At 72.0% G+C, this 18,906-nt stretch carries 21 protein-coding genes; 13 read left to right on the top strand and 8 right to left on the bottom strand.

Going from position 1 to position 18,906, the window contains the following annotated elements:
* The 8 genes from ABD295_RS12430 to ABD295_RS12395 all read right to left on the bottom strand — a co-directional run.
* The coding region (locus tag ABD295_RS12430) for a DUF222 domain-containing protein (protein WP_344304038.1) at window positions 1–784 on the bottom strand (784 nt) is incomplete at its 3' end.
* A 353-nt stretch (window positions 785–1,137) separates the two neighbouring features.
* Window positions 1,138–2,007: a phosphoribulokinase gene (locus ABD295_RS12425; RefSeq protein ID WP_344304037.1), complete on the bottom strand. Its 870-nt coding sequence runs from the start codon at window positions 2,005–2,007 to the stop codon at window positions 1,138–1,140.
* A gap of 24 nt (window positions 2,008–2,031) precedes the next feature.
* Entirely contained in the window at window positions 2,032–2,934 is a 903-nt protein-coding gene (locus ABD295_RS12420) for a LysR family transcriptional regulator (protein ID WP_344304036.1), read from the bottom strand.
* Window positions 2,935–3,017: 83 nt separating this feature from the next.
* Window positions 3,018–3,407, bottom strand: coding sequence for a hypothetical protein (locus ABD295_RS12415; protein WP_344304035.1), 390 nt, complete (start codon window positions 3,405–3,407; stop codon window positions 3,018–3,020).
* Window positions 3,404–4,336 carry a succinate--CoA ligase subunit alpha gene (gene sucD, locus ABD295_RS12410; RefSeq protein WP_344304034.1) on the bottom strand — a complete coding sequence of 311 codons (933 nt, stop codon included), beginning with the start codon at window positions 4,334–4,336 and terminating at the stop codon, window positions 3,404–3,406. The genes ABD295_RS12415 and sucD overlap by 4 nt, the downstream gene beginning before the upstream one ends.
* Window positions 4,336–5,550, bottom strand: a complete 1,215-nt coding sequence (locus tag ABD295_RS12405) for a malate--CoA ligase subunit beta (RefSeq protein WP_344304033.1) — start codon at window positions 5,548–5,550, stop codon at window positions 4,336–4,338. The genes sucD and ABD295_RS12405 overlap by 1 nt, the downstream gene beginning before the upstream one ends.
* Window positions 5,550–6,524 carry an HpcH/HpaI aldolase/citrate lyase family protein gene (locus tag ABD295_RS12400; RefSeq protein WP_344304032.1) on the bottom strand — a complete coding sequence of 325 codons (975 nt, stop codon included), beginning with the start codon at window positions 6,522–6,524 and terminating at the stop codon, window positions 5,550–5,552. The genes ABD295_RS12405 and ABD295_RS12400 overlap by 1 nt, the downstream gene beginning before the upstream one ends.
* Before the next feature lie 130 nt (window positions 6,525–6,654).
* Window positions 6,655–7,233, bottom strand: a complete 579-nt coding sequence (locus tag ABD295_RS12395; RefSeq protein WP_344304031.1) for a TIGR03086 family metal-binding protein — start codon at window positions 7,231–7,233, stop codon at window positions 6,655–6,657.
* Between the two features lie 65 nt (window positions 7,234–7,298).
* Here ABD295_RS12395 and ABD295_RS12390 point away from each other — a divergent pair, with 65 nt between their 5' ends.
* The 13 genes from ABD295_RS12390 to ABD295_RS12330 all read left to right on the top strand — a co-directional run bounded on the left by ABD295_RS12390 (window position 7,299) and on the right by ABD295_RS12330 (window position 18,818).
* A complete protein-coding gene (locus tag ABD295_RS12390) occupies window positions 7,299–7,718 on the top strand; it encodes an HIT family protein (RefSeq protein WP_344304030.1) in 420 nt (139 codons plus the stop codon).
* A gap of 31 nt (window positions 7,719–7,749) precedes the next feature.
* Window positions 7,750–7,998 (top strand): GlsB/YeaQ/YmgE family stress response membrane protein, encoded by a 249-nt coding sequence (locus ABD295_RS12385; RefSeq protein ID WP_344304029.1) that lies wholly within the window; start codon window positions 7,750–7,752, stop codon window positions 7,996–7,998.
* An 84-nt stretch (window positions 7,999–8,082) separates the two neighbouring features.
* The gene (locus ABD295_RS12380; RefSeq protein WP_344304028.1) at window positions 8,083–8,880 is read left to right on the top strand and encodes an SDR family NAD(P)-dependent oxidoreductase; all 798 of its coding nucleotides are present in this window, start codon (window positions 8,083–8,085) and stop codon (window positions 8,878–8,880) included.
* A 183-nt stretch (window positions 8,881–9,063) separates the two neighbouring features.
* Complete coding sequence (locus ABD295_RS12375) at window positions 9,064–10,107, top strand: DUF3048 domain-containing protein (protein WP_344304027.1); 1,044 nt, start codon at window positions 9,064–9,066, stop codon at window positions 10,105–10,107.
* A gap of 97 nt (window positions 10,108–10,204) precedes the next feature.
* Entirely contained in the window at window positions 10,205–10,768 is a 564-nt protein-coding gene (locus ABD295_RS12370) for a YqgE/AlgH family protein (RefSeq protein WP_344304026.1), read from the top strand.
* A 72-nt stretch (window positions 10,769–10,840) separates the two neighbouring features.
* A complete protein-coding gene (locus ABD295_RS12365) occupies window positions 10,841–12,265 on the top strand; it encodes an MFS transporter (protein WP_344304057.1) in 1,425 nt (474 codons plus the stop codon).
* A 63-nt stretch (window positions 12,266–12,328) separates the two neighbouring features.
* Window positions 12,329–12,604 (top strand): DUF3039 domain-containing protein, encoded by a 276-nt coding sequence (locus tag ABD295_RS12360; protein ID WP_344304056.1) that lies wholly within the window; start codon window positions 12,329–12,331, stop codon window positions 12,602–12,604.
* Window positions 12,601–14,454, top strand: coding sequence for a DEAD/DEAH box helicase (locus ABD295_RS12355; RefSeq protein ID WP_344304025.1), 1,854 nt, complete (start codon window positions 12,601–12,603; stop codon window positions 14,452–14,454). Before ABD295_RS12360 ends, ABD295_RS12355 begins: the two co-directional genes overlap by 4 nt.
* A 76-nt stretch (window positions 14,455–14,530) precedes the next feature.
* Window positions 14,531–15,169: an IclR family transcriptional regulator gene (locus ABD295_RS12350; RefSeq protein WP_344304024.1), complete on the top strand. Its 639-nt coding sequence runs from the start codon at window positions 14,531–14,533 to the stop codon at window positions 15,167–15,169.
* A 74-nt stretch (window positions 15,170–15,243) separates the two neighbouring features.
* A complete protein-coding gene (locus ABD295_RS12345; protein WP_344304023.1) occupies window positions 15,244–16,236 on the top strand; it encodes a TolB family protein in 993 nt (330 codons plus the stop codon).
* Between the two features lie 37 nt (window positions 16,237–16,273).
* Entirely contained in the window at window positions 16,274–16,807 is a 534-nt protein-coding gene (locus ABD295_RS12340; RefSeq protein WP_344304022.1) for a sigma-70 family RNA polymerase sigma factor, read from the top strand.
* Window positions 16,804–17,436, top strand: coding sequence for a hypothetical protein (locus ABD295_RS12335; protein WP_344304021.1), 633 nt, complete (start codon window positions 16,804–16,806; stop codon window positions 17,434–17,436). The genes ABD295_RS12340 and ABD295_RS12335 overlap by 4 nt, the downstream gene beginning before the upstream one ends.
* Complete coding sequence (locus ABD295_RS12330; RefSeq protein WP_344304020.1) at window positions 17,433–18,818, top strand: alpha/beta hydrolase; 1,386 nt, start codon at window positions 17,433–17,435, stop codon at window positions 18,816–18,818. Before ABD295_RS12335 ends, ABD295_RS12330 begins: the two co-directional genes overlap by 4 nt.
* The last annotated feature ends 88 nt before the right edge of the window (window positions 18,819–18,906 follow it).

Raw genomic sequence — 18,906 nt, 5'->3', positions numbered from 1 at the left:
GGTCGCGGAACGCCTCGCCGCGGACTTGGTCGGCGGTGAGCCGTTGCCCGGTGGCTGGGTCGGTCCATCCGCCGGCTTGGTCGCGGCGTCGGGGTGAGGACTTGGCGTCGATGACGGTCTTGAGGATCGCGCCCTCGACGGGGGGCAGGACCCCGGAGTACTCCAGGGACCCGTCGGGTCTGGTCTTGTAGGTCAACCGCGTCCTGGCTTCGGCTCTGCGTTCGGCGGCCTCCAACGCCTTCAGCTCCTCGGCGTCGGCGACCTCGGGTGCGACATAGGCCAGGATCCGGTCACCCAGCTTGACCAGCTCACGCGGCCCGAAGTCGTCAGCGAACTCGAGGAGCTGTTCCTCGGCGAGACGGCGGGCCTCGGGGCCGATCTGGGGTGGGAGCTGGTCGAGCGCCTTCACGATCACTCGGGCCTGGTCCAGGTGCACCCGCCCGGAGGTCACCCCGCCGCCGATCCGGGTCCACCGTGCGTCCAACGCTTCAGCGAGACTCTGCTGGGCGTGCGCGGCGCGTTTGTCGCACCTGGTCTGACGGGCGACCCAGTCCGCGACCCTCTTGTCGGCGTGCTCGGCGGCCACGTCCTCGGAGGCTGCGATCACCTTGAGGCGGAGTCCTTCGATCTGGGAGGAGAGGGTGGTGAACCTGCGCAGCAGGTCCTTCTTGTCCTCGGTCGCGAGGTAGGTGGGGTCGACACCGGCGACGCCGGCGAGGATCTTGTCCAGGTCGTCGGCGGCCTCCACCAGGGGGTGGCGCGGGGTGGGTGTGGAGTAGCTCATCACCGGCAACGCTAGGGGTGACCACCGACAACCGAGGACCCGCAGAAGTCATCATCCACAGGGTTTCCGACGTTGTTGGTGTGACGCTGACCTCACCGATGACGTGCGCTGCCCGGAGAGTCGTCGCCGGGTCTCGTGACGGTCTGCGAGACCTCCTCGACCACCCGGGGGTGGTCTCGACTATCCGCTCGCAGGCTCGCTGCTCGACCACCGGGGTGGCTGGGCGGTCTCCTCGGCCACGTGGGGGTGGTCTCGACTATCCGCTCGCAGGCTCGCTGCTCGACCACCGGGGGCGCTGCGCGACCTCCTTGACCACCGGGGACGCTGCGCGACCTCCTCGACCACGGAGAGGATCAGACAGCCGCGCGCTGGCGCTCGATCAGGCGCAGGATCATCGGGGTGAAGATGAGCTGCATCGCGAGCTCCATCTTGCCGCCGGGGACGACGATCGTGTTGGGGCGCGACATGAACGAGTCGTGCAGCATCGAGAGCAGGAACGGGAAGTCGATCCCGTGCGGGTCCCGGAAGCGGATGACCAGGGTGCTCTCGTCGAGGGTCGGGATGTGGCGCGCCACGAAGGGGTTCGAGGTGTCGACGTTGGGCACCCGCTGGAAGTTGACGTCGGTCCGCGAGAACTGCGGGCAGATGTGCTCGATGTAGTCCGGCATCCGCCGCAGGATCGTGGCCACGACCTCCTCGTCGCTGTGGCCGCGCGCGGCACGGTCGCGGTGCAGCTTCTGGATCCACTCGAGGTTGATGATCGGCACCACGCCGACGAGGAGGTCCGCGTGCCGGGCGATGTCCAGACGCTCGTCGGCGTACCCCCCGTGCAGGCCTTCGTAGTAGAGGAGATCGGTGCCCTCGGGGAGGGGTCGCCACTCACCGAAGGTGCCGCCGGCGGGGTCGCGGGTCGGGAGGTCGTCGTGGAAGTACTCCCGCGTCCTGCCGGTGCCGTCGCGCCCGTACGACGCGAAGAGCTCCTCGAGCTCGCCGAGCAGGTTGGCCTGGGGGGAGAAGTGGCAGAAGTGGTGGTTGCCCGCGCGCTCGGCCTCGGCGGTGGCGGCCCGCATGCCGTCGCGGTCGTAGCGATGGAAGGCGTCGCCCTCGACCATCGCCGCCCGCACGTGCTCGCGGCGGAAGATCTGCTCGATGGTGCGGGTGACCGACGTCGTCCCGGCGCCGGACGAGCCGGTCACCGCCATGATCGGGTGCCGCGCGCTCATCGTCGTCCTCTCATCGTGGGCCCTTCACTTCTTGCTGGCCTTCCGTCGAGGTCGCCGCGTCCGGGTGAACGCCAGGTCGCCGTCCACGCCGTCGACCACGTGGTCGACGAAGAGGTGAGCGGTAGGCGTCGGCGTGCCGCCGGTGAGCAGGTGCCAGGGCCGGACCATCGGCGTCCCCTCGGCGTGACGGACGGCGAGCTCGCCGTTCTCGAGGTACCACGCGACCGCGTCGGTGGAGCACAGCGTGACGCCCAGGCCGAGCCCGGCCGCGGAGATCACCGCTCCGTGCGAGCCCAGGGACAAGGTCGGGGGGTCGATGCCGAGCGCCTCGAACAGCGCGACCGTGCTGGCGCGGGTGCCCGACCCCGCCTCACGCAGCAGCCAGGTGGCGGAGTCGAGGTCGACGTCGTACCCGGGGGCGCCCACGACCACCAACGAGTTCGGTCGCGTCGCCCGGGCGACCAGCCCGCGCCCCGGCAAGGGACGCCCTGCCACGACGACGTCGAGGTGGTGGTCGGCGAGCCGGTTGAGGATGTGGTCGCGCACGCCGACGTCGAGGGTGATGTCGACGTCGGGGTACGCCGCCCGGAAGGTCGCCAGGAGCGAGGGCAACAGGTGCTCGCCGGCGGTCGTCGTCGCCCCGACGCGCAGCCGGCCGGCCTCGGGCGCGACGCCGCTGCGCGCAGCGACGACGCTCTCGTCGAGGAGCCCGAGGATCTGCCGGGCGTACGTCGCGAAGACGACGCCGCCCTCGGTCAGCCCCAGGCCGCGCCCGCGACGCTCGAAGAGCGCGACGCCCACCTCCTGCTGGAGGGCGGCCAGCGAAGCCGAGACGGCCGACTCGGTGACGTGCAGCTGTGCCGCGGCCGCCCGGGCGGAGCCCGCGTCCACGATCGCGAGGAACGACTGCAGCCGGGCGGGGGTCACGGGCGGCCTCTCGAGCGCTGGCCTCTCGAGCGCTGGCCTTTCAAGCGCTGGCCTCTCAAGCGATGGGTCAAGTGGGGGTCAATCTAACGTGACCGAACCGTCGAGCCGATCGCGTCCACGAGGAGCAGCGCGGTCGAGCCCGTGAGCACCATCGCGTCCCGCACCGCGTCGACGCAGGTGCCTGCCGCCCGCGCGTCGCCGGCCACCAGCACGGCCCGGACCGTCGTGTCCCACCAGAGCAGGTGGGTCAGCGCCGCCACCGGGCAGCCCTCCTCGCGCACGTCGAGCCCCACGACGTCGAGGTCGCGGCCGGCTGCCCAGCGCGACCAGTGCGCCCAGTCGGAGCAGTCGTGCCAGGCGTCCTCGTCGAGGTCCGGCCAGACCGGGTCGCCGGGAGCGTGGTCGGACCCGGCGTGCAGGACCAGGACCCGGTCGCCGGCCGCGAGCCGGTCGGCGCACCGCGACGGGGTCATCGCATGATCCCGGCGTGCGCCGTCGTGCCGGCGAGCACCTCGGCGACGGTGCGGCCCATGCTGGACGGGTCGGGCGCGACCGTGATGCCGCAGGACCGCAGGATCTCGACCTTCTCGTGGGCCGACTCCCCGGCGGCCGACACGATCGCGCCGGCGTGGCCCATGCGTCGCCCCTTCGGGGCCGCGAGGCCGGCGATGTAGGAGATGACCGGCTTGGTCATGTGGTCGCGCACGTACGCCGCACCCTCGGCCTCCTGACTGCCCCCGATCTCCCCGACCATCACGACGGCGTCGGTGTCGTCGTCGGCCTCGAAGAGCTCGAGCAGGTCGCGGAACGACGAGCCGTTCACCGGGTCGCCCCCGATCCCGACGCTGGTCGAGACGCCGAGGTCGAGCTCCTTCAGCTGGGCAGCGGCCTCGTAGCCGAGCGTCCCCGAGCGGCCGATGATGCCGACCCGTCCGGGCAGGTAGATGTGCCCCGGCATGATGCCGAGCATCGCTGGGCCACCTGGGCCACCCGGGCCGCCGGGCGTGATGGTGCCCGCGCAGTTGGGTCCGGTGAGTCGCATCCGAGATTCCGCCCGGTAGCGCCGCATGTAGCGCTTCACGCGCATCATGTCCTGGGTCGGGATGCCGTCGGTGATGCAGACGCAGTAGCCGATCCCGGCGTCGGCGGCCTCCATGATCGCGTCCGCCGCGAAGGGTGGCGGGACGAACACGATCGACGCGGTCGCGCCGGTGGCGGCCACGGCCTCCTTCATGGTGTTGAAGACCGGTCGGCCGAGCAGGCTCTCGCCGCCGCGACCAGGCGTGACCCCGCCGACGACCTGCGTGCCGTAGCGGATCATCTCGTCGGCGTGGAACCGGCCGATCCGACCGGTGATGCCCTGCACGAGCACCTTGGTCGTGCCGTCGATCAGGATGGCCATCAGATGCTCCCCACCAGGTCGTGCTGCGCGGTGTCGGCCATCGCGGCGGCCGCGACGACCAGCTCGGCGGCCTCCGCCAGTGTCTCGGCGGTCTGGATCGGCAGCCCCGAAGCCGCGATGATCGCGCGGCCCTCCTCGACGTGGGTGCCGGCCAGCCGGACGACGACCGGGATGCGCACGTCGATCGCGGCGAAGGCGTCGACGATGCCCTGGGCGACCCAGTCGCACCGGTTGATGCCGGCGAAGATGTTGACCAGCATCGCGCGCACGTTGTCGTCGTGCAGCACGGCGCGGAACGCCTTGAGCACCCGCTCGGGAGACGCGCCCCCGCCGATGTCGAGGAAGTTGGCCGGCTGCCCGCCCGCCAGCTTGATCATGTCCAGCGTGGCCATGGCCAGGCCGGCGCCGTTGATCATGCAGCCGATGTCACCGTCGAGGCCGACGTACGCCAGTCCCCTGTCGGCGGCGTGGCTCTCCCGTGCGTCCTCCTGGCTGCGGTCGCGCAGCTCGGCGATCTCGAGGTGGCGGAAGAGTGCGTTGTCGTCGAAGGACATCTTGGCGTCCAGCGCGACGAGCCCCTGATGGCCGGTGACGTCGTCGGTGGTGATGGCGAGCGGGTTGATCTCGACCATGGCGGCGTCGAGGTCGCGGAAGGCGCGGTACGCCGCGCGGAACAGGTGCACGGCCTGGGGCACCAGGCCGGGCTCGATGCCGAGCGCGAACGCCAGCTCTCGAGCCTGGAACTCCAGGAACCCGACGGCCGGCTCGACCACGATCCGGATCAGCGCGTCGGGCCGGGACTCCGCGAGCTCCTCGATCTCCACGCCGCCCTCACGCGACCCGATGACCATCAAGCGCTCGCTGCTGCGGTCGACGACGATCCCGAAGTAGAGCTCCCGCGCGATCGAGGACGCCTCCTCGACGTACAGCCGGTGGACCAGCTTGCCCTGCGGGCCTGACTGCTTGGTGACCAGCCGACGCCCGAAGAGCGCGTTGGCGACCTCGCTGACCTCGCGGTGGCCCGTGCAGACCCGGACGCCGCCGGCCTCGCCGCGCCCGCCGGCGTGCACCTGCGCCTTCACCACCCAGGCGGAGCCGCCGAGCTCCTTGGCCCGGTACGTCGCCTGCTCGGGGCTGTAGACGACCCCGCCGCGCGGCACGGGGACGCCGTACCTCGCGAGCAGCTCCTTGGCCTGGTACTCGTGGACGTCCATCAGTGCGCCCCGACCATGGCCGGGCGCGAGACCTCGATCGCCTCGGCCAGCTCGATGACGGTCCGGGCCATCCGCTCGGACGCCGCGTCGACCATCTTGCCGTCGACCGCGGCGGCGCCGCGGCCCGCTGCCTCGGCCTCACGCAGGGCCTCGACGATGCGCCGGGCTCGCTCCACCTCGGCGGCCGGCGGGCTGAACACCTCGTTGGCGAGCCCGACCTGGCTGGGGTGGATCGCCCACTTGCCCTCGGCACCCAGCGCTGCCGCCCGGCGGGCTCCCGCCCGGAAGCCGTCGGGGTCGCCGAAGTCGCCGTACGGTCCGTCGACCGCGCGCAGGCCGTAGGCGCGGCAGGCGACGATCATCCGGCTCAGCGCGTGGTGCCACTGGTCGCCGGGGTAGTCGGGGTTGAGGCCGCCGATGCTGACCGTGCGTGCACGGTTGCTGGCGGCGTAGTCGGCGACGCCGAAGTGCAGCGCCTCCAGGCGGCTCCCGCTCGCGGCGCCGCTCGCAGCGATCGCCTCCACGTTGGCCATCCCCAGGGCGGTCTCGATCAGCGCCTCCGTCCCCACCCGGGTGGCGTAGCCCTTGGCCTGCTCGATCTGGGAGATGAGCGTCTCGACGACGTAGAGGTCGGCCGGCACCCCCACCTTCGGGACCAAGAGGGTGTCGACACGGTCACCGGCCTGCTCCATCACGTCGACGACGTCGCGGTACATGTACGCCGTGTCGAGGCCGTTGATCCGTACCGACACCGTCTTGCCGTGACCGCGCCAGTCGAGGTCGTGGAGCGCGGCGACGACGTTGCGGCGCGCCTGCTCCTTCTCGGGCGGCGCGACCGCGTCCTCCAGGTCGAGGAAGACGTAGTCGGCGGCGCTCGTGAAGGCCTTCCGGATGAAGTCTGGGTTGCTGCCGGGGACGGCCAGCTCGCTGCGCTGGAGCCGGGCCCGGCGTAGGGGGTGCAGGGTGTGGCTCATCGACGATGCTCCTCCGAAGGCGGTGACGGGTGTCGCAAACGGTAGGGATCGAGGCCGCCGGGATACTAGTGCGGAAGTTTGACAATCACTTGTGATGACATGAGCAATGGCTCATGAGTCGGGCAGGGCCTCAGGCCGTCCAGCCCGGGTCCCGTCCGGCGAGTGCCAACGTCCGGTCGAAGGGACGGGCCGAGTCGCCCGCGGGGACGACCGGGCCGAAGAGGCCGGTGCGCGAGGATCCGTCGGGGTCGTGGTCCTCGGGGGTGACGACGGGCAGCACCGCCTCGCTCTCGGCCTCGGTGACGTCGTACTCCTGGCCGGTGGCGCGCGCCAGGTCCCAGCCGTGCAGCAGCACCTCGTCGAGGGCGACCAGGCCGCACACGTCGCCGGGCAGGTCGACGCCGCCGGCCTTCGTCATGCCCTGCCAGGCGTCGGGCGACTGCCACGCCTCGGCAAGCTCGACCAGGCGGGCGTCGAGCAGGTCGCGCCAGCCGTCGGGAAGCGGGTCGGTCACGGGGGCCGGGGGAGTGTTGGTGGTCGGTCCGTCCTCCTTGGCAGCCGCGTCGCGGAAGGCGACGCACAGGCCGAGCAGGTGGTTGAGCACCTGGAAGACCGACTGCTGGATGGGGGTCGTGAGGTCGAGCTGGTCGTCGCGGATCGCCGCGGCGACCCGGCGCGCGCGGTCGGTGGTCGGGGTCAGGTCGATCATGGGAGCAACGACTTCCCGGTGGGCGGGGACTCATCGGTGTCGGTTCGCCGGGATAGCGTCGCGGGGTGGCTGACTGCGTGTTCTGCGCGATCGTCGCGGGTGCGCCCGCCGACGTGGTGCTCGACGAGGAGCACTTCGTGGCCTTCCTCGACGTGCGGCCGCTGTTCAAGGGGCACGTCCTGCTCGTGCCGCGCGTCCACGTGGTCACGCTGCCCGACCTGCCTGCCGGGCTCCGAGACGGTTTCCTGGAGGCCACGCAGCGGCTGGCAGTGGCGGCGACGACCGCGCTGGGCGCCCAGGGCACGTTCGTCGCGATGAACAACATCGTCAGCCAGTCGGTCCCGCACCTGCACTGCCACGTCGTGCCGCGCACCAAGGGCGACGGGCTCCGCGGCTTCTTCTGGCCGCGCACGAAGTACGCCGACGGCGAGGCGGCCGCCTGCGCTGCCAAGCTCCGCGAGGCGCTGGCTGCCGTGGACGGGTGAGGTCCTTCACCCGGGCGGGTAGCGTCGAAGGATGATCGGATTCCTCGTGGCAGGCCTCGTCATCGGCGCCCTCGCCCGCCTCATCAAGCCCGGCAAGCAGAACCTCTCGGTCTGGATGACCCTGGGTCTCGGCCTCGTGGGCTCCCTGATCGGCGGCACGATCGCCTGGCTCATCGGCACCGGCAGCATCTGGGAGCTCGACTTCCTCGGCTTCGTGCTCAGCGTGGTCGCGGCGGTCCTGCTCATCGGCGTGGCCGAGGGTGCGTCGTCTCGCAGCTGACCGGGGACCGGACCCGCGGCGCCGTCGCCGCAGGTGCCCGTCTAAGGTGACCGATTGATTGATCACCAAGTGGAGGAGAGCCGGATGGGTCGTTTCGAGGGCAAGGTCGCGGTCGTGACGGGCGCCGCGCGCGGGATCGGGTTCGCCGTGGCGACCCGCTTCGCCGAGGAGGGCGCCAGGGTCGCCGTGCTCGACCTGGACGAGGCGAACGCCGTCGACGCGGCGAGCCGTCTCCCCGACTCCGGGGTCACCAGCGACCCCTCGTCCCAGCAGGGCGGTGCCCACCTCGGCATCGGCTGCGACGTGTCCAAGACCGACCAGGTGCAGTCCGCGGTCGCGCGGGTGGTCGGCGAGCTCGGCGGCCTGCACATCCTCGTCAACAACGCGGGCATCACCCGCGACAACCTGCTCTTCAAGATGACCGACGACGACTGGGACCTCGTGATCGGCGTGCACCTGCGCGGCGCGTTCCTGATGTCGCGTGAGGCGCAGCAGCACTTCGTCGCCCAGAAGGCGGGCAAGATCGTCAACCTCTCGAGCGTCTCCGCCTTCGGCAACCGCGGCCAGGCCAACTACGCCACGGCCAAGATGGGGATCCAGGGCTTCACCCGTACGCTCGCCATCGAGCTGGGGCCCTTCGGCGTCAACGTCAACGCGATCGCTCCGGGGTTCATCGCCTCGGAGATGACCGACGCGACGGCGGCCCGGGTCGGGCTCAGCGTCGAGGACTTCCGCGCGGCCGCGGCGGAGCGCAACCCTGTGCGCCGGGTCGGCTTCCCCGAGGACATCGCGGCCACCGCAGCGTTCCTGTGCAGCGACGAGGCGGGCTACATCACCGGCCAGACCCTCGTGGTCGACGGCGGCGCCAAGCTCGTTTCGTGACCAGCTTCCTCTCATGAGAGGGTGCTGCCGCACGGGGGATAAGTACACACGTCGAGTCGACTTAAACTGCGACTCACCGGCGCGGTTGCCGGATCTCGGGCCGTCAGCCGCCCACACTGGTCCCCGCCGGTCTTGAGTTGGCTTCGCTTGATCTGGTTGTCCTCGCGAAACGGAGAAGTTGCTGTGCGCAAGTCCCTGCAGTCCCCCCGCTCTGCCGTCACCGCCCTCCTCGTCGTGGCGAGCCTCGCGCTCGCCGGCTGCAGCGGTGACGACGATGCGTCCGCGGAGCCCGAGACCGTGGAGACGACGCACCTCGACGGCACCGTGGAAGAGGTCGAGGTCCCCGAGGAGCCGCAGACCTGGCCGCTCACCGGGCTGGAGGTCCCCGACGACGGCAGCGCCGAGACGCGCCACCCCGTCATCGTGACCAAGATGGACAACACCCCTTCCAGCAGCCCGCAGATGGGTCTCTCCCACGCCGACCTCGTCGTCGAGGAGCTGGTCGAGGGCGGGATCACCCGCCTGGCGGCGTTCTTCTACTCCGACATCCCCGGGACCGTCGGACCGGTGCGCTCCATGCGCGCCTCCGACATCGGCATCGTCACGCCGGTCCGGGCCTCGATCGTCACCAGCGGCGCGGCCAACATCACGCTCAGCCGCATCAACGGCGCCGGCATCACCCACTACGGCGAGGGCTACAAGGGTTTCTTCCGCGAGTCGAGCCGCTCGGCGCCGTACAACCTGATGGCCGACCTCAAGGAGGTGGCTTCGACGATCAAGCAGAAGATGTCGCGACCGGAGGACTACCTCCCGTGGGGTACTGCCGACGACCTGCCCAAGGGCCCCAAGGCCGCGTCGATCGACGCCGACTTCGGCAACCACACCACCACCTGGCAGTACGCCGACGGGCGCTACCACAACACCAACTCCTACGCGCCCGAGGACGACCAGTTCCCCGCCGACACGGTGCTGGTGCTGCGGGTGCAGGTCGGCGACGCGGGCTACCGCGACCCGGCCGGCTACCCCGTCCCCGAGACGAAGCTCGTCGGCCAGGGCGCGGCGGTGCTCTTCCACGCGGGTCGGGCGGTGCGCGGCACGTGGTCGAAGAACAACCTCACCAGCCCGATCAAGCTGTCGACCAAGAAGGGCGACCTCACCGTGCCCGCCGGTCGCGTGTGGATCGAGCTCGTGCCCGCCGCCGACGGCGACGTCACCTGGACCAAGTAGCCCGCTCCTCGGGTCGGGCTCATCCCGAGGGCGCAGTTATCGGATCGATGCCTCTGGGTGGTGTTGCGCATGCCCAGGCCTCGGTCAAGATGGAGCGGTGACGGGTACCCAGGTCAGCGCGGGGATGCTCCTCGTGGCGACGCCTGTGCTGCTCGACCCGAACTTCGCGGACTCCGTGGTGCTCCTCCTGGACGCCGACGGCGACGGCGCCCTCGGCGTGGTGATCAACCGCCCGTCCGGGGTGCCGGTCTCGCAGGTCCTCGACGGCTGGGGCGAGGTGGTCGACGAGCCCGAGACGCTGTTCGTCGGCGGGCCGGTCAGCCCGGAGGGGGCGCTGGCCGTGGGGCTGCTGCGTCCCGGCAGCGAGGAGCCCGCGGGGTTCCGGCCGATCGTGGGCCGTCTCGGCCTGATCGATCTCGACGCCCCCGTGGAGGAGCTGGACCCCGCGCTCGAGGGCATGCGCATCTTCGCGGGGTACGCCGGCTGGGCGGCCGGCCAGCTCGAGGTCGAGATCGACGAGGGCAGCTGGTACGTCGTCCCCGCCGAGGTGCCCGACGTCTTCCGGCACGACCCGGCCGGTCTGTGGCGCGACGTGCTGCGTCGCCAGCCCGGCGAGCTGGCGTGGACGTCGACGCGGCCCCTGGACCCCGAGCTGAACTGAGCCGACCGGGCGCCGGTTCAGCTGGGCTTGATCTCAAGTCCAGTTGAGCTCCTAGCCTCGTCGATCGTGACGATGACAGAGCAGGACGACACCAGGGCCCCGCTGCCCGGCACCGTGCCGGTGAGCACCGGCATCCTGGCGCCGGCGTACGCCGCCACCACGATCGGCATGTTCGCGCTGATCGCGATCGTCGCCTTCGAGGCGATGGCCGTGGTGACCGTCATGCCGTCGATCGCCCGCGATCTCGACGGCGTGCCGCTCTACGCCCTGTCCTTCGCGGCCCCGCTGGCCAGCGGCGTCATCGGGATGGTCGCGGCCGGCGGCTGGAGCGACCGCCGCGGCCCGACCCTGCCGCTGGTGGCCTCGCTCGTCCTCTTCTGCCTCGGCCTGGTCGTCTGCGGGACAGCTCCGACCATGGAGCTGCTGGTGGCCGGCCGCGTGCTCCAGGGGCTCGGCGGGGGCGCGCTGACGGTGGGGCTCTACGTCATCGTCGGGCTGGTCTACGACGAGGACCAGCAGCCCTCGGTGTTCGCCAGCTTCGCTGCGGCGTGGGTGCTGCCGTCGCTCTTCGGTCCTGGTGTGGCGGCTGCCGTGGCGCACGCCTGGGGCTGGCGTTGGGTGTTCCTCTCGGTCGTCGTCCTGGCGGCCTTCGCGACCTTGCTGATCGCGCCGGCGTTGCGCGGGCTGCCCACGCGCGAGCCGGTCGGGGGTCGGTCGCGCGGGCCCGGTACGCCGCTCGCGTGGGCGGTGCTCGCGGCGGTGGCCGTGCTCGCGGTCGAGCTGCTCGGCTCCGACGAGGGTGCTGGTCCGCTCCTGGCCGGCTGCGCCCTGGTCGTCCTGGGCGTGGCGGTGCGGCCGCTGCTCCCGCGCGGCACCTTGGTGGCGGCCCGTGGCCTTCCGGCCGTGATCGGCACGCGCGGCATCCTCGCCGCGTCCTTCTTCTGCGCCGAGGCCTACATCGCCTACGTGCTGCAGGAGGACTGGGACCTCTCGCCCGGCCGGGCCGGCATCGCCCTGACCGTGGTCGGACTCGTGTGGGCCGGCGCCAGCCAGGTGCAGGCGCGGCTCGGGTCGCTGGTCGGGCACGTGACCTTGATGCGGGTGTCGACCGCGACCGTGCTGGTCGGGACGACGTCGCTGTGGCTGGTGGTGTGGCTGCACCTGTGGGCTCCGCTCGCCGTGGTCGCCTACGCGGTCTGCGGCGCGGGGATGGGGCTGGGCTACCCGCGCACGGGCGTGGCCATGCTGGCGGCGTCGTCCGCGGACGACCGCGGCTTCAACGCGGCGGCTCTCTCGATCGCCGACGCGCTCGGTGCCGCCCTCGCGCTGTCCGTCTCGGGCGTGGCGTTCACGACCGCCGACCGGCTCGGCGGCGACCCCTTCCTGGCGGCCTTCGGCGTCGCCGTGGCGTCCGGACTCGTGGGCGTGCTGGTCGCCGCGCGGACCTCTCCCCAGCGCGAGCGCGCCGGGTCGGAAGGGGCCCCGTCGCCGGGTTAGGCTGGTCGCGTGACCCAGACCACCACCGAGCCGAAGGTCGGTTTCGCGCCCAGCGCGACGACCATCGAGGAGCGGCGGACCGTCCCCACCGACGAGGGTGACCACGAGCGGTTCTCCCACTACGTGCAGAAGGACAAGCTCACCGAGGCGATGGTGATGGGCACGCCCGTCGTCGCCCTCTGCGGCAAGGTGTGGGTGCCGAGCCGGGCGCCGGAGAAGTTCCCGGTCTGTCCCGACTGCAAGGAGATCTGGGAGTCGATCAACCCGGGCGGCAACCCAGGCAGCAACCCAGGCGGCAACTCTGGCGGTATCTCAGGCGGGGGCTCCGGGGACGCATGACCCGACGGCACGACGACGCCGCCGCTCCTCAGCTCGACCTCTCGGACAGCGCGCTCGACCCAGCTCCTGAGCCTGCCCTTCCGGTCGCCTGGCCCGAGCGTGCGGCCTGGGGCACGGTCTCCCCGCTGCGCGCGTGGCAGCAGGCGGCGATGGCGCACTACTTCGCCCCGTCCGAGTCGGGTCAGGTGCGCCGCGACTTCCTCGCGGTCGCGACGCCTGGAGCGGGCAAGACGACCTTCGCGCTGACCGTGGCGGCCGAGCTGCTCGGACGCCGGCAGGTCGACCGGGTGATCGTGGTCGCCCCGACCGAGCACCTCAAGACCCAGTGGGCCGAGGCCGCCGCGCGTGCGGGACTGCCCATCGACCCGGCGTACAGCGCCGGCAAGGGCCGCACCTCCGACGACTACGTCGGCATCGCGGTGACGTACGCCGGCGTGGCGGTCAACCCGCTCGCGATGCGGATCCGCACCGAGCGCTTCAAGACGCTGGTCATCCTCGACGAGGTGCACCACGCGGGCGACGCCCTGTCCTGGGGCGAGGCGGTCCGTGAGGCGTTCCAGCCGGCCACGCGTCGGCTGGCGCTCACCGGCACGCCGTTCCGCTCCGACGTCAACCCGATCCCGTTCGTCAGCTATGCCCCGGGTCCCGACGGCATCAAGCGCTCGGCGGCCGACTACACCTACGGCTACGCCCAGGCGCTGGCCGACCACGTCGTGCGCCCGGTGCTCTTCATGGCGTACTCCGGCGACATGCAGTGGCGCACCCGCGCCGGCGACGAGGTCGCTGCTCGGCTGGGCGAGCCGCTGACGAAGGACCAGTCCGCCCAGGCGCTGCGCACCGCGCTCGACCCGGGGGGAGCGTGGATGGCGGCCGTGCTCGAGGCGGCCGACCGCAGGCTGTCCGAGGTACGCCGGCACGTGCCCGACGCCGGCGGCCTGGTCATCGCGACCGACCAGGACGACGCGCGGGCCTACGCCGCGCTGATCAAGCAGATCACCGGTGAGAAGCCCACGCTGGTGCTGTCGGACGAGAAGTCGTCGTCGAAGCGGATCGCCGACTTCACCTCGGGCGACCAGCGCTGGATGATCGCGGTGCGGATGGTCTCGGAGGGCGTCGACGTGCCGCGGCTCGCGGTCGGCGTCTACGCCACGACCATCGCCACTCCGCTCTTCTTCGCCCAGGCGGTCGGCCGGTTCGTGCGCGCCCGGCGGCGCGGGGAGACCGCCACCGTGTTCCTGCCGTCGGTCACCCACCTGCTCGGGATCGCCTCGGAGATGGAGGTCGAGCGGGACCACGTGCTGGGCCGGCCGATCAGCAACGAGGACGACGTCTTCGCCGCCGAGGCCGACCTGCTGGCGCGCGCCCAGGCCGGCGAGCAGGCGTCCGCCGAGGAGCTCGCGGGGGCGTTCGAGGCCCTCGGGTCGTCGGCGAGCTTCGACCACGTGCTCTTCGACGGCGCCACGTTCGGGCACGCCGGCGAGGTGCACGTCGGCTCCGACGAGGAGATGGACTTCCTCGGCATCCCCGGGCTGCTCGAGCCCGACCAGGTGCGTGAGCTCCTGGCCACCCGGCAGTCCGAGCGCGCCGCCAGCCGGACGTCCACCCAGCGGCGTACGCACGAGCGTCCGGAGGAGCGCCCGGTGGCCTCCCACGAGCAGCTGGCCCTGCTGCGCCGTGAGCTCAACGGGTTGGTCGCGGCGTGGCACCACCGCACGGGTCAGGCACACGGGATCACGCACGCCGCGCTCCGCAAGGAGTGCGGCGGTCCCGCAGCGGCGGTCGCGACGGCCGACCAGCTGCACGAGCGGATCGTCCGGCTGCGCGAATGGGCCGCCGGAAAGCGGACCTGACAACAACTTCGGCAACTGGTCCAGTCCACCCACCAAAGGGTGAACTGGCCCACCCCTGAGGGTCTACTGTCGGAGGATGGTCGCGGAGACCTCCCAAACCCTCGATCGGGGGTGCCGGGTGCTGCAGGTCCTGGCTGAGTCGCCGGACGGTCTCACCGTCACCGAGCTCGCCGGGCGGCTCAACGTCAACCGCACCGTCACCTACCGGTTGATCAGCACGCTCGAGCAGCACGCGCTGGTGCGTCGCGACAACCGGGGCCGGCTCTTCATAGGCCTGGGCATGCTCCACCTCGCCGCGGCCGTCCAACCGGTGCTGCGCGACCTGGCGGTGCCGGTGCTGCGGATCTTGGCCGAGCGCACGGGTTGCACCGCGCACCTCACCGTCGCCGACGGCGAGGAGGCGCTGGCACTCGCCGTCGTCGAGCCCTCGTGGACCGACTTCCACGTCTCCTACCGGATCGGCTCGCGGCACCCGCTCGTGCAGGGCGCGGCGGGCCGGGCGATCCTGCTCGCGCGCGCCGAGGGAGACGAGGCGTACGTCGTCAGCACCGGCGAGCTGCAGAGCGGTGCCCGTGGGCTCGCCGCTCCCGTGCGCGGCATCGACGGCCTCGACGCGAGCGTCGGCATCGTCACCCTGGGCGAGGCGATCGACGAGGACGTCGTGGGGCCGCGGGTGTTGGCCGCCGCGCAAGAGGTCGCCGCCCGGCTGAAATAGCCGTCCGTCCGCTGTAACCCTGCTGCGTCGCCGTGGGTGTTCTCTCTGTCAGCTGTCGAGACGGAGGAGCGATCATGACGACGAGGACGAGAGTGCTGGTCGCGGTGGTGTCCGCGATCGCCATGCTGCAGGTGGTGCTGATGGCGCCCGTGGCGACCGCCGACCCACGCGTGCATCCCTTCCGGGGCAGCACCGACTGGGTGGCGTACCAGACCTTCCGCGACGGACGGGAGTCTCTCTGGCTCGTCCACCCTGACGGCACCGGAGACCATGAGCTCGAGACCGGACTGGACGCGGTGGCCCAGCTGCCCGACTGGTCGCCTGACGGCGAGCGGCTCGCCTTCACCACGCGTGGGACCTTCCCGGAGCCGCTGTTCGAGCACGACCTGACCAGCGGAGCCACCACCCAGATCTTCGACTGCGAGCTTCCTTGCTTCGGCGACGACGAGCCGGCCTACTCGCCGGACGGCTCCGAGATGGCGTTCGTCCGCTACCGGGGACCCTTCCTCGAGGAACAGGGCTACCCCGCCGACTGCGCGCTGTGGATCGGGGACCTGACGACCAAGGCACTGACCCGCGTCACCTCGGACGCCGACTGCGACAGGCCCTACTTCCCGCGCTGGTCGCCGGACGGGCAGTCACTCACCTATCACCGTGAGCGGCCCACGAGCGGCGGCGGCTGGGAGGCTGCGGTGTTCACCATCCGCCGCGACGGCACCGGTGAGCGCAGGCTGACCGACTGGGGCCTCTCGGCGGGCTCGCCGGACTGGTCGCCCGACGGCGCGTGGATCGTCTTCTCGGCTGGTTACGGGACGGGCGGACGCGCAGACCTGGTCCGGGTCCGACCGGACGGAACAGACCAGCAGCGCCTGACGTCGTACCAGTCGACCAGCGCCACGCAGCCGCGCTACTCGCCGGACGGCACGTGGATCGTCTTCACCGCACTCAAGCCCTTCCAGGGCTGGCCGCGCCAGCGCAGCCTGTGGGCGATCCCGGCCGGGGGTGGCGACCACGCGGTCATCGCGCACACCGAGCGGATCTACACGCACGGCACCTGGCAGCCCTAGCCTGTGGCATCGACCGGAGAGCAAGTCGGAGCCTGACGTGGACGTCCTGCGGACGACGGGCAAGACGGCGGAGGACGACGAGGAGTCCTTCGCCTGGTTCTTCACGGCCGAGTACCCCCAGGTGGTGCGTCTCCTCACCGTTGTCGTGTCCGACCCTGCGTGGGCGGAGGACCTGGCGCAGGAGGCGTTCGTGCGGCTGCACCAGCGTTGGAGCCGGGTCGCCGAGTACGAGTCCCCCGAGGCGTGGGTGCGTCGCGTCGCGCTCAACCGGGCCTTCTCGTGGCGGCGTCGTGAGGCGCGTCGGCGTGAGGTCGAGGGCCAGGCGCCGCCGTGGGCAACCCGGCCGTCGATGGAGGCGGCCGACTCCCTGGTCGTGCTGGCAGCGGTACGACGGCTCGCCCCCCGCGATCGCGCACTGGTCGCGCTCTACCACCTGGAGGACCGGCCGATGGAGGACGTCGCGGCGGTGCTCGGGCTGTCCAGGAACGCCACCAAGGTCGCCCTGCACCGCGCCAGGCGCCGACTCGCCGCACTCTTGAACGACCCGATCGACGAGGAGGTGGCACGGTGAGCGACCCGCCCGGCGACCTGTCCGGCGACCTGTCCGGCGACCCGGTCAACGACCCGGTCAATGCTGACGCCTTCCTCGACGCTCGGGTGCGGCGCGGATTGCAGTCCCTGCCCGCACCCGACGACGTCCGCACCACCGCCGCGCTGGCCGCGGTGCGGGCCGAGCACCGCGAACCGGCGCGGCCTCCGTGGGCGTTGGTGGCGGCGGCGGCCGCGGTGGGCGTCGTCCTCCTCGTCTCGTTGCCGTTGCTCCTCCGCTCCGAGCTGCTCGGCGACGAGCCGGATCCCGCTCCTGCACCAGCATCGACGTTGTCCGGCTCGTGGACCCGGGACGTGACGTCGACCCAGGACCGGAGCTGGGTCGGCACCTGGTCGATCGGCTTCGCCGACCGCGGCGTGCTCATGCTGTCGCCGCCCACCCGGGCGCGCGAGGTGGGCGACGGGGCGGCGTACACCACTGATGGTCCCCAGGTGCGGATGGATGCCTTCGTCAACAGCCTGTGCGACGGGCTGCCTCCCGGCGTCTACGGGTGGGCGCGGACAGGCGGCGGGCTCCGGCTGACCGTCCTCGACGACGCGTGCGAAGCGCGCGCCGAGGTCTTCGAGGGCACGTGGAGACAGGTTCAGTGAGCAGGCGCGCCGCGGTCGCCGTGCTCTGCGCCGTGCTCCTGCTGACAACGACCGGCTGTCCCGGAGGCGAGGACGGCGAGCCACCGCGTGCTGCCGCCGGCAACGCCTGGGAGCCGCAGCCGTGCCCTTCCGACGTCGAGGTGCTCGTGGTGCCGTCGCACTCGTGCGGCTGGGTGGAGGCACCGCTGGGCGACTCGGCGCAGCAGGTCTTCGTGGTGGTCGTGGAACCTGCGACGCCGTCGGACGACGCGCCCATCCTCGAGACTGGCACCGACCTGGGGATGGTGCCCAACTATGCCGGGCTGGCGCCGATCGCCCAGCGGACCGGCCGACGCACCGCGATCGTGGACCTCCCGGGCACCGGTCACTCGGTGCCGTCGCTCGACTGCCCCGACGCCGAGGCTGTCGGCGACGTCAGCCGCGACGACCCCGTCCTGCTCGACGCGATCGGCGACTGCCGCGACCGGCTCCTCGCTGAGGGTGTCGACCCCGCCCTGATGACCCCGGCGCGCTCCGCGGAGGCGCTGCTCGCGGTGATGGATGCTCTCGACGAGGGTCCGTGGGTCCTGATGGGCCACGGAACGACCAGTGCGCTGGCGGTCGAGGTGGCCCGAGCGAACCCGGCGCGCGTCGAGGCCGTGGTGATGGACACCCCGGTGCACGCACACAGGGGGTGGCCCGCCCGCCGGGCTGCGCTGATCCGTGCGGTCGCGGCGGCGTGCGACGGCGTGCGGCGATGCCTGCGACGGCACGGCGACGTCCGTGACCTCTGGACGGCGGCCCGGCTTCGCGCCCGGACCGACCCGGTCCACCTGGGAGGACGCGTGCTCGACCTCGACCTCCTCGACCGTGCGGTGCGCTGGCTGGTGGCTCCCGTCGCGGCCGGCCCCGCGCGGCTCCCCGCCCTGCTCGAGGAAGCGGCGCGCGGGCGTAGGGGGCCGGTCCTGGAGGAGCTCGGCGCAGCCCTGGAGGAGGCCCCTCCGCTGTGCGTGGGAATCCTCCCGAAGTGCTCGAGCCGCCGACAGGTCGTGCTCGGCGCCGTGCTGTCGAGCGTGTGCGCCCAGGGGGCAGGGGCTGCCGAGTACGCCCGGCCGTGCGAGCTCTGGGGCGTCGCCGAGCATCCTGACGAGGCAGCACCGGCTCTCGAGGTGCCTGTGCTGGTCCTGCAGGGGGCCTTCGACCCGTACGCGAGTCCTGCCGAGGTGACCGATGTCGTCGAGAAGTGGGCGCCGGACGCCCACGTCGTCGTCGCACCCGACCTCGGGCACAACGTCCTCGGCGACGAGTGCGTGCGGTCGATCAGGTCGGCCTGGCTGGCGGGCAACAGCGATCGCGCGCCGGAGATTCCGGCGTGCCTCGACGAGGAGATGCGGTTCCCATGAGGGCGGAGATCGTGCGAGGAAGCCTGACCGCGGTGCTGGCGGTCACCTTGTTGGTTGCCGGTGGTTGTGGCTCGGGTGGAGGTGCGGA

Origin of the sequence: Nocardioides bigeumensis, from assembly GCF_039531755.1 — a bacterium.
GTDB classification, from domain to species: Bacteria; Actinomycetota; Actinomycetes; order Propionibacteriales; family Nocardioidaceae; genus Nocardioides; species Nocardioides bigeumensis.
Note: the sequence above shows the minus strand (reverse complement) of the source record. Positions and strands in the feature narration are given on the sequence as shown.

Coding starts and splice junctions, on each gene's coding strand:
- ABD295_RS12425 (WP_344304037.1), bottom strand. CDS start 2,007: ATGAGCGCGCGGCACCCGATCATGGCGGTGACCGGCTCGTCCGGCGCC.
- ABD295_RS12415 (WP_344304035.1), bottom strand. CDS start 3,407: ATGACCCCGTCGCGGTGCGCCGACCGGCTCGCGGCCGGCGACCGGGTC.
- sucD (WP_344304034.1), bottom strand. CDS start 4,336: ATGGCCATCCTGATCGACGGCACGACCAAGGTGCTCGTGCAGGGCATC.
- ABD295_RS12405 (WP_344304033.1), bottom strand. CDS start 5,550: ATGGACGTCCACGAGTACCAGGCCAAGGAGCTGCTCGCGAGGTACGGC.
- ABD295_RS12400 (WP_344304032.1), bottom strand. CDS start 6,524: ATGAGCCACACCCTGCACCCCCTACGCCGGGCCCGGCTCCAGCGCAGC.
- ABD295_RS12395 (WP_344304031.1), bottom strand. CDS start 7,233: ATGATCGACCTGACCCCGACCACCGACCGCGCGCGCCGGGTCGCCGCG.
- ABD295_RS12385 (WP_344304029.1), top strand. CDS start 7,750: ATGATCGGATTCCTCGTGGCAGGCCTCGTCATCGGCGCCCTCGCCCGC.
- ABD295_RS12380 (WP_344304028.1), top strand. CDS start 8,083: ATGGGTCGTTTCGAGGGCAAGGTCGCGGTCGTGACGGGCGCCGCGCGC.
- ABD295_RS12365 (WP_344304057.1), top strand. CDS start 10,841: ATGACAGAGCAGGACGACACCAGGGCCCCGCTGCCCGGCACCGTGCCG.
- ABD295_RS12355 (WP_344304025.1), top strand. CDS start 12,601: ATGACCCGACGGCACGACGACGCCGCCGCTCCTCAGCTCGACCTCTCG.
- ABD295_RS12350 (WP_344304024.1), top strand. CDS start 14,531: ATGGTCGCGGAGACCTCCCAAACCCTCGATCGGGGGTGCCGGGTGCTG.
- ABD295_RS12345 (WP_344304023.1), top strand. CDS start 15,244: ATGACGACGAGGACGAGAGTGCTGGTCGCGGTGGTGTCCGCGATCGCC.